This is a genomic window from Spirillospora sp. NPDC047418 (assembly GCF_040643275.1).
In the GTDB taxonomy this organism is placed as follows: Bacteria; Actinomycetota; Actinomycetes; order Streptosporangiales; family Streptosporangiaceae; genus Spirillospora.
In genome coordinates, this window is sequence record NZ_JBEYTW010000146.1 from 1 (window position 1) to 16,616 (window position 16,616).

Genomic DNA, 16,616 nt, shown 5'->3' on the forward strand with positions numbered 1-16,616 from the left:
GCCCCCACTGTTTTTCTGCGGCGTTTTTTTTTTATGAGGCTAAAAAAAAAAAAACACGCCGCAGGTCAACGAAGAGGGTAAGTGGGGGGCAAGAAGCGTTCTGGGCGGTTTCGGGGGGGCGCTGCATGGTCATTTCTGCTCTACATGATCACGCCGTGGTCCTCGGGGGAGAATCGATGCGCCAGGCCGTCCTGCTCAGCGTGCTTTCCGGGGCGGCGGCCGCCGCCCCCGTCCTCGTCGTCATCGGGTCCGGCCCGGCGCGGCCCGCGCCCCGCGCCGCCGCTGCGGCCACGGGGGTGAGCGGGCCGCGGATCGTCGAGTACCGGGGGCTGCGCCTCCCGGTACCGGCGGGCTGGCGGGTCCACCGGCTGGACGCCGACCCCACCCGGTGCGTCCGCTACGACCGGCACGCCGTCTACCTCGGGCGGCCCGGTCCGCAGCCGGACTGCCCGGCCCGCGTCGTCGGCCGCACCGAGGCCCTGCACATCGAGCCCGCCGAGGACGGCCGCGCCGCGCGCACCGTCGTGCACGCCGGCCGGCTCGCCACCCTCGAGATCGCGCCGAACGCCGGGCACGAGACCCGGCTCACCCTCCCCGAGGCCGGCGTCACGATCACCGGCGTGTACGGGACGGACCCGGGACGGCTCCAGCGGATGCTGCGCGGCTCCCGGCTGTCGGCGACGTGGAAGGCGGCTCCCCGCGAACCCGCTCCGCCGCCCGGCCCCGACGTCCGGCGGGCGGCCCCCCGCAGGGGAGCGGTGCCCGGCAGGGGAGCGGTGCCGGGCACCGGCGTGGACCGCCCCTGGGTACGCGGCAAGGGGTTCGACACCTGCACGGCGCCGTCGCTCGCCACCATGAGGGCGTGGCGGCCGTCCTTCAAGGTCACCAACATCTACATCGGCGGCGCGGCACGCGGCTGCGCGCAGCCGAACCTCACCGCGTCGTGGGTGGGGCAGGTCCGCGAGATGGGGTACCGCATCACCCCCACCTACGTCGGCCTGCAGGCGCCGTGCGGGACCCGCCCGCAGCGCTTCACCCGCAAGAACGCCGCCGAGCAGGGCGCGAAGGCCGCCGTGGACGCCGCGCGCAGGGCCAGGGCGCTCGGCATCCCGGAAGGGGCGCCGATCTACTTCGACATGGAGGCGTACAACAGCAAGAAGAAGGCGTGCAAGGCCGCCGTCCTGCGGTTCGTCGACAGGTGGGTGGAGCGGCTGGCGGACGAGGGCTACGTCCCGTGCCTGTACAGCAGCGCCAAGTCCGGCATCCGGGACGTCGGCTGGGCCACCGGGATCAGCAAGCCCGCCGGCGTCTGGTTCGCCAACTGGAACGGCCGCGCCTCGGTCTACAACGACCGGTACCTGCCGGACCGCTGGTGGTCCCCGCACCGCCGCATCAAGCAGTACCGCGGCGGCCACAAGGAGAAGCACGGCGGCGTCACCCTCAACGTCGACAGCAACACCGTGGACGGGCTCGTCTACTAGCGCCTGTTGCACGGCCCGGGTGCCCTAAGCTGGGGAATGCTCTCCGGCGCCGGCGACGACCGCGCCGGAGCTCGTCACCGGGGATCACACTCGCCGCCGCCCGCCGCGTTCCGCGCGGGACCGGGGCGCACTCACTGTCCCGCCGACCGCCAGCCGGATGGAGAAGATAGATGGCACGACGTTCCGATGTGCTCGACACGATCGTCAACCTCGCCAAGCGGCGGGGCCTGGTCTACCCGTCGAGCGAGATCTACGGCGGGCTCCGCGCGTCCTGGGACTACGGGCCGCTCGGCGTCGAGCTGAAGAACAACGTCAAGCGCCAGTGGTGGAAGTCCATGGTGCAGGGCCGCGACGACATCGTCGGCCTCGACTCGTGCGTCATCCTGGCGCGCGAGGTGTGGGAGGCCAGCGGCCACGTCCAGGCGTTCGTCGACCCGCTCACCGAGTGCCAGTCCTGCCACAAGCGCTTCCGGGCCGACCACCTGGAGGAGTCCTATGAGGAGAAGCACGGCCGCCCGCCCGCGAACGGCCTCGCCGACATCTCCTGCCCCAACTGCGGGGTCAAGGGCTCCTTCACCGAGCCGAAGATGTTCAACGGCCTGCTCAAGACCTACCTCGGCCCCGTCGAGGACGAGTCCGGCCTGGCCTACCTGCGGCCCGAGACCGCGCAGGGCATCTTCATCAACTACCTGAACGTCCAGCAGTCCGCGCGCCGCAAGGTGCCGTTCGGCATCGGGCAGATCGGCAAGTCGTTCCGCAACGAGATCACGCCCGGCAACTTCATCTTCCGGACCCGCGAGTTCGAGCAGATGGAGATGGAGTTCTTCGTCAAGCCCGGCAGCGACGAGGAATGGCACCAGTACTGGATCGACGAGCGCATGCAGTGGTACGTCGACCTCGGCATCCGCAAGGAGAACCTGCGGCTCTACGAGCACCCGCAGGAGAAGCTGTCGCACTACTCCAAGCGCACCGTGGACGTGGAGTACAAGTTCGACTTCGTCGGCAGCGAGTGGGGCGAGCTGGAGGGCATCGCCAACCGCACCGACTACGACCTGACGACGCACTCCAAGGCGTCCGGCGCCGACCTGTCGTTCTTCGACCAGGAGTCCGGCGACCGGTTCACGCCGTTCGTGATCGAGCCCGCGGCCGGTGTCGACCGCTGCACGCTCACGTTCATGATGGACGCCTACGCCGAGGACGAGGCGCCCAACGCCAAGGGCAAGCTGGAGAAGCGCACCGTCATGCGGCTCGACCGGCGGCTCGCCCCGGTCAAGGTCGCGGTGCTGCCGCTGTCGCGCAACGCCGACCTGTCCCCGAAGGCCCGCGACCTCGCCGCGCGGCTGCGCCGCAACTGGAACGTCGACTTCGACGACGCCGGCGCCATCGGCCGCCGCTACCGCCGCCAGGACGAGATCGGCACCCCGTTCTGCGTCACCGTCGACTTCGACACCCTGGAGGACGACGCGGTGACCGTCCGGGAGCGCGACTCGATGAGCCAGGAGCGCATCGCGATCGGCCAGGTCGAGGCGTTCCTCGCCGCGCAGCTCGTCGGCTGCTGACCCGGTCCGCGAACCGCTACGGGCCGCCCCCGCGCGCTGGGGGCGGCCCGCTTCTCGTCGGAGCACGTCGTGGGAGCGTGTCCTTGGTGGGAGCGAACTGGCTGGGAGCGTTCTTCCGATCAGCCCGTGACGTAGAGGGCCTGGTCGAAGGTGCCGGATCCGGCGCTGGTCTCGCCGCGCAGCGCGTAGGTGGCGCTGACGGTCGCGGTGCCCGGGCAGAAGAAGCTGCCGCCGGTCTTGCTGACCTGGGCGTTCTGGACGCCGACCTGGGCGTCGCTGCTGCCGGTGTCGGGACGGGAGGCGTTGTCGCCGTTGTAGCCGCTGGCGGTGAGGTTGCCGCCGAACTCGCAGGTGATGCCGCCGAGGATGTTCACGGTGGCCTTGACGCTGAAGTTCCTGATCGTGACGGAGGCGTCGCGCCCGTTGGCGTGACCGGAGTCGTAGGTGACGTCGCCGCCCGTCCAGGGCAGGTTCTGCGTCTCGATCGTGGCGCTGGTGCTTCCGCCGCAGGCGCCGCCGTTGTCGCCGCTGAACGTGGCGCCGCTGATGGCGAGGCCGCTTCCGTCGGAGTTGATGGTGCCGGTCATCGTCGACTCGGTGCAGGACCCGCTGCCCAGCGACGTGGAGACCGTCGCGGTGCCGAGCAGTGAGGCCTGGACGTTGCCGGAGTAGGCGCCGGCCGTGGCCGAGCCCTGGCGGATGGTCGTGCCCGCGGCGTACGCGGGGGCGATTCCCGCGGCGAGGACGGCCACTGCGGCGGTCCCAATGATCGCGGTCTGTCTGATACGTGCCACCGGAAACTCCTCTGTCCGGTTCGGGGTGGGCATACGCGAAAGTAATTCGCGTTGGGCTGTCCGGCAATGGCCAGCGGCCGATTGCGGCCTGGCCGGATCGGGACACCGGCCGGTGTCTGCTGGTGGGGCCGCACGGGACGCCTGGGTAACGGCAATGTGACGACGGGTCACCTTGACGGGGATTTGCTCCCGTGTTTTGGCAGGCCAGGGCCGAAGGGCGTCTCCGGCCCGGAGAACCTGGGCTAGGTTGGCCTGGACGCACCGGCGGACGGCGACCGAGGAGGGTGGAATGCGCGACTCGCGGCCTGCCGTCCTGCCCGCCGCGCTCCGCGTCCTGGCGGGTCCGCCCGCCGCCCGGCTGCTCCTCGTCCTGCTGGGCCTGCTCGGCTTCGTCGTCGGCCCGGTCGGCGCCGCGGCCCACGCCGGGACGTCCGCCACCGGGGCGGTCACCGGCGTCCGGACGGTGCCCGTGGCGAAGGCTCCCACCCGCGTCCGCTCGGCCGCCAAGACCCGGACGGCCCCGCGCACCGGGACGTCCCCGCACGCCCGGGCCGTCCCGCGCGCCCAGATGTCCCCGCGCACCCCGGCGGTCATCGACGCCGTCGCGCGGCACGCCGCCGGGACCGCCGCGCCGACCATGCACCCGGTGCACGCCGTGCTCCCGGCGTCCGGCACCGACGCCCCGCCGCCGGCGTGGCGCGTCCGCCCGCCGGCCGCCGCGCCGGCCTCCCCCGACCTCGCGCCGCCCGCCGTCCCCCGCGGGCGCGCACCCCCCTCCACCGCACGGACCCGAGTCACCCCTGTCCGCGGTGCCGCGCGCTGAGGCGCGGCGCCGGATCCCCGTGGAGGTTCCCTCTTGTCTCGCGCCAACGTGGTGCGGGCGGTACTGGCGTTCGCCGTGCTCGCCACATCGTTCTACTTCGCCTGGGCCAAACCAGCCCGCCTCGGCCTCGACCTCCGCGGCGGCACCCAGATCGTCCTCGAGACCCAGGACTCGCCGACCGTCAAGGCGAACCGCGAGTCCACCGACCGGGCCCGCGAGGTCCTGCACCGGCGCATCGACGCGCTCGGCGTCGCCGAGTCGTCCATCACCCGGTCCGGCGAGAAGCGGCTGATCGTCGAGCTGCCCGACGTCCAGGACCCGACCCGCGCCACCGAGGCGGTCGGCAAGACCGCGCAGCTCACCGCGCACCCCGTGCTGCCCAACACCGGCAAGGCCGAGAAGGGGCAGCAGCTGATCCCGGACGAGAGCGGGCAGCCGATCCTCATCGGCCCCGCCGCGCTCACCGGCGAGGGCATCGGCGAGGCGAGCGCCTCCTACGACGCGCAGAACCTCGGCGGCTGGGCCGTCAACGTCGACTTCAAGGGCAGCGGCGGCAAGACCTGGGAGAAGCTGACCGCCAAGGCCGCCTGCGCCGTCGGCGACGAGCGGCGCGTCGCGATCGTCCTGGACGGCAAGGTCATCTCCTCCCCGCAGGTGACGCAGAGCGTGCCCTGCGGCGTCGGCATCACCGGCGGCTCCACCCAGATCACCGGCGACTTCACCGCCGACGAGGCCAAGGACCTCGCCGCCCTCATCCAGGGCGGCTCGCTGCCCGTCCCCGTGAAGATCATCGAGCAGCGGGTGGTCGGCCCGACCCTCGGCGACGAGGCCATCGACGCCAGCGCCCGCGCCGCCGTCATCGGCATCATCCTCACCGGCCTGTTCATCGTGGCCGTCTACCGCATCGTCGGCTTCCTCGCCACGGTCGCGCTCGCCTGCTACGCGCTGATCTCCTACGCCGCCCTCGTCGCGATCGGGGCGACGCTCACCCTGCCCGGCCTCGCCGGGTTCGTCCTGGCCATCGGCATGGCGATCGACGCCAACGTGCTGGCCTTCGAACGGGCGAGAGAGGAACGGGCGGCGGCACCGAACCGCAGTGCCCGCAACGCGCTCGCGATCGGCTTCAACAAGGCCTGGTCGGCGATCGCCGACTCCGCCGTCACCACCCTGCTGGCCGGCGGCCTGCTGTTCTGGCTCGCCTCTGGGCCGGTCAAGGGCTTCGGTGTCACGCTGACCATCGGTGTGCTCGCCTCCCTCATCTCGGCGATGCTGATCAGCCGCGTGCTCACCGACGCCGCCGCCGCCCGGATGCCCAAGATCACCAAGGGCAGGGCAGGCGGGCTGGCCGGCCCCGGCCGGATCCGCAACTGGCTGGAGAACAGCGGCCCCGACATCATGAAGCGCAGCCGGATGTGGATCGGGATCTCCCTGGTCGCGACCGCCCTCGCCATGACCGGGATCTTCACCCGCGGGCTGAACTTCGGCGTGGAGTTCACCGGCGGCCGCCTCGTCGAGTACTCCACCAGCCGGCACGTCGACATCAACACGGCCCGCGAGGCCGTCGCCGACGCCGGATTCCCGCGCGCGGTCGTCCAGACGTCCGGCCAGGACGACATCTCCGTCCGCACGTCCGACCTGAGCAACACCGAGGAGAAGCGGATCCAGGAGGCCCTCGCCAAGGAGGGCGGCGGCGCGACCAAGCAGCGCGACGAGCTGATCGGGCCGAGCCTCGGCGACGAACTGCGCCAGAAGGCGCTGATCGCCCTCGGCATCGCCCTGCTCGCCCAGCTGGCCTACCTGACGATCAGATTCCGCTGGACGTTCGCGGCCGGCTCCGTGCTCGCGATGTTCCACGACATCACGATCGTGACCGGCGTCTTCGCCTGGCTCGGCAAACCGATCGACGGGGTCTTCCTCGCCGCGCTGCTCACCGTCATCGGATACTCGGTGAACGACTCCGTCGTCGTGTTCGACCGGATCCGGGAACTGTGGGGCGCGAACCCGAAGGGACGGTTCGCCGACATCGCGAACCGGGGCACGCTGCAGACCGTCCCGCGGACGATCAACACCGGTATGGGCGCGCTGTTCATCCTGGCGGCCCTCGCGATCCTCGGCGGCGACTCGCTGACCGACTTCGCGATCGCCCTGCTGATCGGCATCGTCGTCGGGACGTACTCCAGCGTCTTCACCGCGACGCCGATCGCGGTCGTCCTGGAGCGCTTCGCGAAGGCCCCGCCGCCGCAGGGCAAGGGCCAGCAGAAGCCCGTCCGCCGCACCGCGGGCAGCTCCGGCGCGGTCGTCTAGCCGCCCCGCGTGCCGCCGGCGCCCACCCGGCGCCGGCGGCACCCGCTCAGTGCGGGACCACGGAGCGCTTCAGCGGCCCGTCCAAGCCGGTGACCAGGCAGATGACGAGCCGCATGTCGTGCTCCCAGCGGCTCCTGTCCGGTCCCGCGAAGGCGATGTCGATGCCGGGCGGGCGATCCTCACCCCAGGCTTTGCGCGCGAGTTCATCACAGCCGTCGAACGCCTTCTTCTCCAGCTTCTCGTCTCCCGGGTACTCGCCGCCGCGCAGCGTGTAGAAGCCGAGCACTTCGTACTCATGCTCCTTGGTGCAGGCGATGAGGGGCTGGTTGCCGTAGTCGTCCCATTTCTTGATGCAGTCTCCTGGCGAAAGCTGGGAGGTGTCCTGCGCCTTCGTCTCGATCGTCTGGTCGAGGGCGGACGGGAGCAGGCCGGACCCGGTGTAGCGCATCAGGCACCTGGCGGTGCGGTCCCCGTCCTTCCAGGCGTCCTCGTCCGGCGGTGCGACGCGCAGTTCGAGGTCCTTGCCGTAGCGGCTGCGCTCCAGGAACTCGGTCCGCTCGCGGCATGCCGTCCACGCCCGGTCGCTCGCCTCGCGCCTGCCCGGGTACGGGATGTCCGAGAGCTCCGTCGCGGCGCTGAACTCGCCCTGGTGGGGCGTGGTGCACGGCAGCGGCTTCACGAACATGCCGTCGGGGGTCTCCACGAACTCGCTGAAGCAGTCGCCCGGCCGCATCGCGGTGACCGCGACCCGGCCGTCCGCGCGGCCTGCCGAGTCGGAGCCGGCGGGAGACAGCGGTCCGACGGTCACGAGGAGGGCGATCGCGGTGACCCATGCCAGGGAGGCGGCGAGGCCGCCGATGGCGAGGCCCCTGCCCTTCTCGCCCCGGCGGCCGGTCTGCACGAAGGCGGCGACGGCGAAGCCGACCGCGAACAGGACCATGCCGACGAGGCCGGTGACGAGCGCGGCGACGGCGAACCGGTTCGTCGGCCGCCGGACGGCCGTGGGCGGCTCGATCTCGATCCTGGGGGACGGCTCTGGGAGCGGGGACGCGTCAGGTGGTGCCCAGGCGGAGGCGGAATCGTCCGGGCCGTCGCCGGGGACTGGTGGGGTCGTCAAGGGGGCTCCGGGGGTGCGCGGAACTCACTTCGCGAGGAGTGAGCGCTTCAGTGGTTTCTTGGTGCTGGCCAGGCAGACGATCGCCTGGTTGCCGCCGTCCCAGTCCTGCTCGTCCGGGGCGGCGTACTGCTGCCGAATATCGACCGGCGGCGGATGCTCGCCGAACAGCGTGCGCGCTTCGCGAGCGCAGAAACGGATCGCCTTCTTCTTGATGTGGTCCACACCGGGATAGGGCGGAAAGTCGCCGGGAGCGTATTCCCCGTCCAGGGAGATCCAGTGGGTGGCGAATACCTGGCTGCGATGCGGTTCGGTGCACGGAACGGTGGCGGTGACGGCTTCGTCTTCGCTGAAGTCCTCCGCGCAGTCGCCCATCGCCAGTTCGTTGTAGAGCTTCAGCCTCGGGTCGATGGTCTGCGCGAGCGGAGTGGTGAGCTTGCCGGTGGTCCCGGTGTAGTGGACGACGCAGGTCACTTCGCGGTCCCCTCTCCACCAGCTCTCCCGGTCCGGCCCGAGCAGGTGCGGTTCGAGGTTGTCGTGGTACCGGCTCTTCTGGAGGTACAGGCCCCGGTTCGCGCACAGTTCGCGGGCCTTGATGTAGACCTTGCCGAGCCCCGGGTACGGCTCTTCGGGCAGCGCGGATCGGGCGATGACCTCGTTCTCGTGCCGCCGGGTGCAGGGCAGTGCCGTCACAAGGTCGGTGCCCTTGATCGCGGCGCCGCTGAAGCAGTCACCCGCGCGCAGCGCCGAGGCCCGGACCTGACCATGCCCGGCCGGAGACGCCGAGCCGCCCGCCAGGACGACGACGGCCACCACGGCGGCGACCCAGGCCGCGGACGCGGCGAGGCCGGCGAAGGCGAGGCTCGTGCCCTGCTCGTTCCCGCGTCGGGCTCGGACGAGCGCGGCGGCGGCGAATCCGACGGCGAACGGGACCATCCCGAGCAGCCCTGTGGCGAGCGCGGCGACGGCGAACCGGTTCGTCGGCCGCCGGACGACCGTGGGCGGCTCTGCTCCGGGCGGCTCGGCCACGGGAGAGGGCTCAGCGGGCGGGGACGCGTCCGGCGGTGCCCAGGCGGGGACGGCAGCGTCCGGGCCGTCGTCGTCAGGGGAGGGTGGGGTCGTCATGGCGCTCCGGGAAGGCGGGGCTCACTTCGGGAGCAGTGAGCGCTTCAGGGGTTTCGTGGTTCTGGCCAGGCAGACGACCGTGCGGATGCCGATCTCCCAGTACTCCTGGGTCGGGCCGGCGACCTGCCTGCGGACCGGGACCGGCGGCGGATGTCCACCGAAGAGCTTCCGTGCCCGCGTCGTGCAGAAGCGGCTCGCGTTCGCCCTGACGACGCCCGTTCCCGGATAGGGCGGGTAGTCGCTGGGGGCGCGGCCGGATTCCAGAGGCAGCTGGTAGGTGGCGTACACCTGGTTCCGGTGGGGATCGGTGCATGGGACGGTGGTCGTGGCGAGGCTCTGCGCGGCGATGTCGGCGAGGCAGTCGCGGGGCTTCAGCTCGTAGTAGTACTTCAGGTTCGGGTCGATGGTCTCCGCGAGCGTTGAGGTGAGCCTGTCCGAGCCGGTGTGCAGGACGCTGCAGATCACCGTGCGGTTGCCGCTCTTCCAGCCCGCCTTGTCGGGCACCAGGCGGTAGTAGCGCAGGTCCGGCATGTGCGGACTGTTGCCCAGGTAGAAGTTCCGCGTGGCGCACCACCGGGCCGACTCGGCGTTGAGCGCCTCGTCACCCGGATACGGTTCCTCGGGAAGCGGACCCGCGCCGGTGACCTCGCTGTCGTGCGGGCGGGTGCAGGGCGTCACCGAGACGATGGCGTGGCGGTTTCCGGGGAGCGGCCCGGCGAAGCAGTCCCCCGGACGCAGCGCCGAGACCAGCAGCATTCCGGACTTGCGGACGCGGCCCGACTCGTCGCGGTTCACCCCGACCATCGAGTTCACGGCCATGGCGGCGATCACCACGGCGGCGATCGTCCAGATCCCCGCTCCGGCGAGTCCGGAGACGGCGTAGCCCCTGCCCTTCTCGTTCCCGCCCCGCAGCCGGACGAGGGCGGCGATGCCGAGGCCGAGCGCGATCGGGACCAGGCCGACCGCGCCGGTGACGGCCGCGGCGATCGCGAGCCGGTTCGTCCGGCGCGGGACGGGGGCGGACGCAGGGGGCGGCGCGTCCGCGGGCGCTCCTGACGGGGCCGGTTCGGGTGAGGCCGGGGCAGCCGGGGACGGGTCCGGCGGCGCCCAGGAGGGTGCGTCGGTCACGGGAGGACGGACTTCTTCAGTTTTCCGTGCGGCGAGTGCACCAGGCAGACGACTTCGTGGATGAACTCCATCCACTCGGCCTCGGACGGCATCACGTACATGATCTCGAGGTCGTCCGCGATCGAACGGTTCCGGAAGATCTTGTCCGCGCGTTTGTCGCAGCCGGGTCCGGCCTTCTTGTCGATGGCCTCGTCGCCCGGGTAGCCGCCGTAGTCCATGGAGCCGTCGTCCGTCTCGAGCGTGAAGACGGCGTACACCTGGTACCGGTGCGGCTTGCTGCAGGAGATGGTGGCCGTGACCGGGTCGGTCTCCTCCCACTCATCGATGCATTCGCCGGTGTTCAGCTGGTTGTAGGTCTTCAGGTTCGTGTCCACGGTGGCCGCGAGCGGCGTGGTGAGAGGTGCTGTGCCCTTGTACCGGACGACGCACGTCACCGCCGGGTCCTCGTCGTCGAAGGGTTCGCCGCCGGACCAGTCGTAGTAGGGCGCGAGGTCTTGGCGGTACCGGCTGCGCATCAGGTACTGGGTCTTCTTCTGGCACAGGCTCTCGGCCCACCGGGTCATCGAGTCGCGCGACAGCAGGACGCTCGAGGGCGCTTCGGCGCGTGCGACGACCTCTCCCTTGTGCGGCTGCGCGCAGGGCAGTTCCTTCGCCTGGTAGCCGCCGGAGCCGTCGTCGGCGAAGGCGGTGAAGCAGTCGCCGATGTCGAGGCCGGTGATGGGCGTGACGCCGCCGCGGCGCTCGCCGGCGCGGTCCTCGTCCGCCGGGAGGGCCGAGGTCACGGCGAGTGCGACCACGCCGGCGAGCACCCAGATGACGGACATGGCCAGGCCGCCGATGGCGAGGCCGTGGCCCTTCTCGCCCCGGCGCCCCGCCTGGACCAGGGCGGTGACGGCGAAGCCGATCGCGAGGGGGACCAGCCCGACCAGACCGGTCACCAGGGCGAATAACGCGAACTGGTTCGTCGGCTGCTGGACGGGCTCGTAGGGCGCTGCCGCCATGGACGGCGGCGGAGGCGGGCCCGGGTACGGTGCGGCAGCGGGCACGGCCGGGTCGACCGCGCCGGGAGGGGGAGCGTCGGCCGGGGGAGCACCGGGCGCGGGAGTGCCGGGCGCGGGGGCGTCGGGCGGGGCCCAGGGGGACGCGGATGCGGGCTCGTTCGGGAGGTCGTCAGCGGGCGGTGGCAGGGTCACGGCGGAACGGTAACCGGACCGTCCGACAAATGGGTCAATTCCGGCAGATGTCGGCCAACTTGTGATCAAGCCTCCGGATGGCCGGGCCGGCCGGCCCGGCCATCCGCGCGGGTGCCCGCCGGGGATCAGGCGAGCGGCGAGTGCGGCTCGTCGTTCTCCGCGTTGATCACCTGCATCACCGCGTTGATCAGCGCCAGGTGGGTGAACGCCTGCGGGAAGTTGCCGAGGTGCCGGCCGGTGTGCGGGTCGATCTCCTCGGCGTACAGCTGCAGCGGGCTCGCATACGACAGCAGCTTCTCGCACAGCGCCCGCGCCCGCTCCAGCTCGCCGATCATCACCAGCGTGCTGACCAGCCAGAACGAGCAGATCGTGAACGTGCCCTCGTCGGACTCGAACCCGTCGTCGGTCTCGGTGGCCCGGTAGCGCAGGACGAGGTCGTCCTCCGACAGCTCGTCGGCGATGGCCAGGACGGTCTCGCGCACCCGCTTGTCGTCGGCGGGCAGGAAGCCGAGCAGCGGGATCAGCAGCGCCGAGGCGTCCAGCGCCGACGCGCCGTAGTGGGCGGTGAACACGCCCCGCTCGTCCAGCGCATTCGCGAGCACGTCCGCGTGGATCTCGTCGGCGGCGGCCTGCCAGCGGCGCGCCCGGTCCTGGTCGCCGCGGACGCGGGCGAGCCGGGCGCCGCGGTCCGCCGCCACCCAGCAGAAGATCTTGGACGAGGTGAAGTGCTGCGGCTCGCCGCGCACCTCCCACATCCCGCAGTCGGGGGTGCGCCAGTTGGCGAGCGCGTCCTCCACCTGCTTGATGATGATCTTCCAGAGCCGGTCGTCGAGCCGGTCCCGCTTGCGCACGAACAGGTAGATGGAGCCGATGATCGCGCCCCACACGTCGTGCTGCGCCTGCATGTACGCCTCGTTGCCGATGCGCACCGGACGGGCGTTGTCGTAGCCGGTGAGGTGCTCCAGCGTCGACTCGGGCAGTTCCTCCCGCCCGTCCAGCCCGTACATGATCTGCAGTTTGCCCTCGGCCGCCTCGGCGACGTCGGTGATGAAGTAGAAGAAGTCGTTGGCCTCCCAGTCGTAGCCGAGCGTGTAGAACGCCCACAGCGCCATCGTGGAGTCGCGTATCCAGGTGTAGCGGTAGTCCCAGTTGCGGTCGCCGCCCGGCGCCTCCGGCAGCGACGTCGTCGCCGCCGCCGCGACCGCGCCCGACGGCGCGAACGTCAGGCCCTTCAGCGTGAGCGCGCTGCGCTGCAGGTGGCTGCGCCACGGATGGTCGGGGAAGCGGCCCCGGTCGAGCCAGTGCTGCCAGTGGTGGACGGTCCAGCGGAGCCGCTCCTGCGCCTCCTCCCACGACGACGGCGCCGCGTGCTCGCTCCACGACAGCGCCACGAACCGCGACTCGCCCTGCTTCAGCAGCGTCCGGGACGTGGCGAGCGACCCCTCGAACCCGACGTTCATGTCGGTGCTGAGCCGCAGCCCGACGCCGTTGCCGCGCGCGACGGCCTCGTGGTAGCCGGCGCCGGTGTGCTCCCAGCGCGCCGGCGTCTGGCCGTAGTCGAACACCGGCATGCAGTCGAGCCGGACCTGGACCTGCCCGTTCACGCACTGCACCATCCGCAGCAGGACGTGGTCGGCGTCGTAGTCCGTCGGCGCCCTGCGGTGCGTGTGGGACCGCTCCGTCTCGTGGTGCCACGGGCCCATCAGCAGCGCGTCCGTCACGACGAGCCAGCCCCCGTGCACCCACCAGGTGGTCTCCATCACCATGGTGCCGGGGATGTAGCGCTGCGCCGCGGGCACCTCCACGCCCGCCGGGCCGACCCGGAAGTACCCCGCGTCGCGGTCCAGGATGGACCCGAACACGCTCGGCGAGTCCATCTTCGGCAGGCACATCCACTCGATGTTGCCGCTCGGCGCGACCAGCGCGGTCGTCTCGCAGTCGGACAGGAACCCGAAATCGGCTATCGGGGCGAACGGATCCCCCGCGCGGCCGCCGGCGACCTTCGGCCTCACAACGCCACCTCCTTGATCTCCATCATCCCCTCTTCCCGGCAGTGGGCGCGCCAAGGGCGCGCGACCGCGTCCCCGGCCGGGGTCGGGGCGCGGTGTGGCGTCGGTCTCCCCAGTGGAATAGACCATTATCTGCGGTCTGAGCTGGGAAAACTCCTTCCGGCGCACCGGGCGCCGAGCAACCGCGCGCGGCGCGGGTACAGTCCCGGCAAACAGTGCAGCGGACCCGCTTCTGCCTGGGGGAACGCGATGCAGCGCGCCCTCGGTGCGGGCGGGACGGGACTGTCACTGGGTGGAACCGGAGCGAGAAGGAGCTCCCCGTGCCGAAGTTCGTGTACGACTTCACTGAGGGAAACAAGGACCTCAAGGATCTGCTGGGCGGCAAGGGCGCCAACCTGGCCGAGATGACCAACCTCGGACTGCCCGTGCCCCCCGGGTTCACGATCACCACCGAGGCCTGCCGGCACTACCTCGAGCACGGGAACCTGCCCGAGGGGCTGGCCGACGAGGTGAACGCGCATCTCGCCGACCTCGAGTCCGCGATGGGCAAGAAGCTGGGCCAGAGCGACGACCCGCTGCTGGTGAGCGTGCGGTCCGGCGCCAAGTTCAGCATGCCGGGAATGATGGAGACCGTCCTCAACGTCGGCCTGAACGACGAGTCCGTGCACGGCCTCGCCGCGCAGGTGGCGGGCACGGACGCCGAGCGCGAGCGGTTCGCGTGGGACTCCTACCGGCGGCTGATCCAGATGTTCGGCAAGACCGTCCTCGGCATCGACGGCGACCTGTTCGAGGACGCCGTCGAGGAGGTCAAGCGCGCCCGCGGCAGCGACCACGACGCCGACCTCGTCGCCGCCGACTTCAAGGAGCTCGTCGACCGGTTCAAGGGCATCGTGCGGGAGCAGACCGGCCGGGACTTCCCGACCGACCCGCGCGAGCAGATGGACCTCGCCGTCAACGCGGTGTTCGACTCGTGGAACGCCGACCGCGCGATCCTGTACCGGCGGCAGGAGCGCATCCCGGTCGACCTCGGTACCGCCGTCAACATCTGCTCGATGGTGTTCGGCAACATGGGCCAGGACTCCGGGACCGGCGTCGCGTTCACCCGCGACCCCGCGTCCGGCCAGCAGGGGATCTACGGCGACTACCTGCAGAACGCGCAGGGCGAGGACGTCGTCGCCGGCATCCGCAACACGGTGCCGCTGAAGGACCTGGAGGGCATCGACAAGGCGTCCTACGACCGGCTCCTTGAGATCATGGAGACGCTGGAGAACCACTACCGCGACATGTGCGACATCGAGTTCACGATCGAGTGCGGGAAGCTGTGGATGCTGCAGACCCGGGTGGGCAAGCGGACCGCCGCCGCGGCGTTCCGCATCGCCTGCCAGCTGCTCGACCAGGGGCTCATCGACGTGGACGAGGCCGCCCGCCGCGTCACCGGCGACCAGCTCGCGCAGCTGATGTTCCCCCGCTTCGCGAGCAGGGTGGACGGCGTCCGCAAGCTCACCCGGGGCATGAACGCCTCGCCGGGCGCGGCCGTCGGCAAGGCCGTGTTCAGCTCCGCCCGCGCGGTGGAGCTGAACGAGCGGGGCGAGGACGTCATCCTCGTCCGCCGCGAGACCAACCCCGACGACCTCGCCGGCATGGTCGCGGCGAAGGGCGTGCTGACCTCGCGCGGCGGCAAGACCTCGCACGCCGCCGTCGTCGCGCGCGGCATGGGCAAGACCTGCGTCTGCGGCGCCGAGGAACTGGACGTCGACGTCAAGAACGGGCACTTCACCGCCCCCGGCGGCGTGACCGTGGGCGAGGGCGACGTCATCTCGATCGACGGGTCGTCCGGCGACGTCTACCTCGGCGAGGTACCCGTCGAGGACTCGCCCGTCGTCCGGTACTTCGAGGGCGAGCTGGCCCCGGGGGAGGGCGACGACCTCGTCACGGCCGTCGACCGCGTCATGAGGCACGCCGACGCGCGCGCCGCGCTGAAGGTCCGGGCGAACTCCGACAACCCGGAGGACTCCGCGCGCGCCCGCCGGTTCGGCGCCGCCGGCATCGGGCTGTGCCGCACCGAGCACATGTTCCTCGGCGACCGGCGGCAGCTCATCGAGGAGCTCGTCCTCGCCGAGGACGACGAGCGGCGGCAGGCCGCGCTGGACGCCCTGGAGCCGCTGCAGCGCAGCGACTTCGAGGGCATCTTCGAGGCCATGGACGGGCTGCCCGTCACGATCCGCCTCATCGACCCGCCGCTGCACGAGTTCCTGCCCGACCTCACCGAGCTGTCGGTCAAGGTCGCGCTGGCGGGCGACGGCGTCGACGCCAAGGACCGGAGGCTGCTCGAGGCGGTCAACCGGCTGCACGAGCAGAACCCTATGCTCGGACTGCGCGGCGTGCGGCTCGGTTTGGTGATTCCCGGCCTGTTCGCCATGCAGGTGCGCGCGATCGCCGAGGCCGCCGCGGCGCGCAGCCGGGCGGGCGGCGACCCGCGCCCGGAGATCATGATCCCGCTCGTCGGCGCCGTGCAGGAGCTGGAGGCCGTCCGCGACGAGGCGCGCGGCATCCTGGACGGGGTCGGGGAGAGCACCGGCGTCGACGTCCCGGCGCTGATCGGCACCATGATCGAGCTGCCCAGGGCGGCGCTGACCGCCGGGCAGATCGCCGAGGCGGCCGAGTTCTTCTCCTTCGGCACCAACGACCTCACCCAGACGACGTGGGGCTTCTCCCGCGACGACGTCGAGGCGGCGTTCTTCTCCCGCTACCTCGAACTCGGGATCTTCGGGGTGTCGCCGTTCGAGACGCTGGACCGGGAGGGCGTCGGGCGGCTCGTCCGCATCGCCGCCGAGGAGGGCCGCAGGGCGCGGCCCGGCATCAAGCTCGGCATCTGCGGCGAGCACGGCGGCGACCCCGAGTCGGTGCACTTCTGCCACGAGGTCGGCCTGGACTACGTGTCCTGCTCGCCGTTCCGCATCCCGGTCGCCCGGCTGGAGGCCGGCCGCGCCGCGATAGCGGCGGCGGACGCGCCGGGAGGCGGCGGCCGCCGCTGACGTTCCCGGCAGGGGGGGGGGGGGGGCCCCCCGGGGGGGGGGCGGGCGGGG

General features: G+C 71.6%; 11 protein-coding genes. 5 read left to right on the forward strand and 6 right to left on the reverse strand.

Going from position 1 to position 16,616, the window contains the following annotated elements; genetic code table 11:
- The first annotated feature begins 176 nt into the window (after positions 1-176).
- Together ABZ806_RS42960 and ABZ806_RS42965 are read left to right on the forward strand one after the other, a co-directional pair.
- Positions 177-1,481, forward strand: a complete 1,305-nt coding sequence (locus tag ABZ806_RS42960) for a DUF1906 domain-containing protein (RefSeq protein ID WP_500225267.1) — start codon at positions 177-179, stop codon at positions 1,479-1,481.
- A gap of 170 nt (positions 1,482-1,651) precedes the next feature.
- Positions 1,652-3,040, forward strand: a complete 1,389-nt coding sequence (locus ABZ806_RS42965; protein WP_500225273.1) for a glycine--tRNA ligase — start codon at positions 1,652-1,654, stop codon at positions 3,038-3,040.
- 119 nt (positions 3,041-3,159) lie between these two features.
- On the opposite strand, the gene ABZ806_RS42970 is transcribed toward ABZ806_RS42965, so the two are convergent.
- Positions 3,160-3,834 carry a hypothetical protein gene (locus ABZ806_RS42970; protein WP_500225275.1) on the reverse strand — a complete coding sequence of 225 codons (675 nt, stop codon included), beginning with the start codon at positions 3,832-3,834 and terminating at the stop codon, positions 3,160-3,162.
- Between the two features lie 289 nt (positions 3,835-4,123).
- Between ABZ806_RS42970 and ABZ806_RS42975 the strand changes: the two genes are divergently transcribed.
- Together ABZ806_RS42975 and secD are read left to right on the forward strand one after the other, a co-directional pair.
- Positions 4,124-4,657 (forward strand): hypothetical protein, encoded by a 534-nt coding sequence (locus tag ABZ806_RS42975; RefSeq protein ID WP_500225278.1) that lies wholly within the window; start codon positions 4,124-4,126, stop codon positions 4,655-4,657.
- Positions 4,658-4,690: 33 nt separating this feature from the next.
- Positions 4,691-6,961 (forward strand): protein translocase subunit SecD, encoded by a 2,271-nt coding sequence (gene secD, locus ABZ806_RS42980; RefSeq protein WP_500225280.1) that lies wholly within the window; start codon positions 4,691-4,693, stop codon positions 6,959-6,961.
- A 46-nt stretch (positions 6,962-7,007) separates the two neighbouring features.
- Here the strand turns inward: secD and ABZ806_RS42985 are convergent, their stop codons facing one another.
- From ABZ806_RS42985 to ABZ806_RS43005, 5 genes are all read right to left on the reverse strand, one after another.
- Positions 7,008-8,078, reverse strand: a complete 1,071-nt coding sequence (locus tag ABZ806_RS42985) for a DUF4190 domain-containing protein (protein ID WP_500225284.1) — start codon at positions 8,076-8,078, stop codon at positions 7,008-7,010.
- Between the two features lie 24 nt (positions 8,079-8,102).
- Positions 8,103-9,200, reverse strand: a complete 1,098-nt coding sequence (locus ABZ806_RS42990) for a septum formation family protein (protein ID WP_500225289.1) — start codon at positions 9,198-9,200, stop codon at positions 8,103-8,105.
- Positions 9,201-9,221: 21 nt separating this feature from the next.
- On the reverse strand, positions 9,222-10,328 hold the full coding sequence (locus ABZ806_RS42995; RefSeq protein WP_500225292.1) for a DUF4190 domain-containing protein: 1,107 nt from the start codon (positions 10,326-10,328) through the stop codon (positions 9,222-9,224).
- Positions 10,325-11,521, reverse strand: coding sequence for a DUF4190 domain-containing protein (locus ABZ806_RS43000; protein WP_500225296.1), 1,197 nt, complete (start codon positions 11,519-11,521; stop codon positions 10,325-10,327). The genes ABZ806_RS42995 and ABZ806_RS43000 overlap by 4 nt, the downstream gene beginning before the upstream one ends.
- A 125-nt stretch (positions 11,522-11,646) precedes the next feature.
- Positions 11,647-13,533, reverse strand: a complete 1,887-nt coding sequence (locus tag ABZ806_RS43005; protein WP_500225300.1) for a glycoside hydrolase family 15 protein — start codon at positions 13,531-13,533, stop codon at positions 11,647-11,649.
- Positions 13,534-13,850: 317 nt separating this feature from the next.
- Between ABZ806_RS43005 and ppdK the strand changes: the two genes are divergently transcribed.
- Positions 13,851-16,565 (forward strand): pyruvate, phosphate dikinase, encoded by a 2,715-nt coding sequence (ppdK, locus tag ABZ806_RS43010; protein ID WP_500225304.1) that lies wholly within the window; start codon positions 13,851-13,853, stop codon positions 16,563-16,565.
- Positions 16,566-16,616 lie beyond the last annotated feature (51 nt).

Coding starts and splice junctions, on each gene's coding strand:
- ABZ806_RS42965 (WP_500225273.1), top strand. CDS start 1,652: ATGGCACGACGTTCCGATGTGCTCGACACGATCGTCAACCTCGCCAAG.
- ABZ806_RS42975 (WP_500225278.1), top strand. CDS start 4,124: ATGCGCGACTCGCGGCCTGCCGTCCTGCCCGCCGCGCTCCGCGTCCTG.
- ABZ806_RS42960 (WP_500225267.1), top strand. CDS start 177: ATGCGCCAGGCCGTCCTGCTCAGCGTGCTTTCCGGGGCGGCGGCCGCC.
- ABZ806_RS42990 (WP_500225289.1), bottom strand. CDS start 9,200: ATGACGACCCCACCCTCCCCTGACGACGACGGCCCGGACGCTGCCGTC.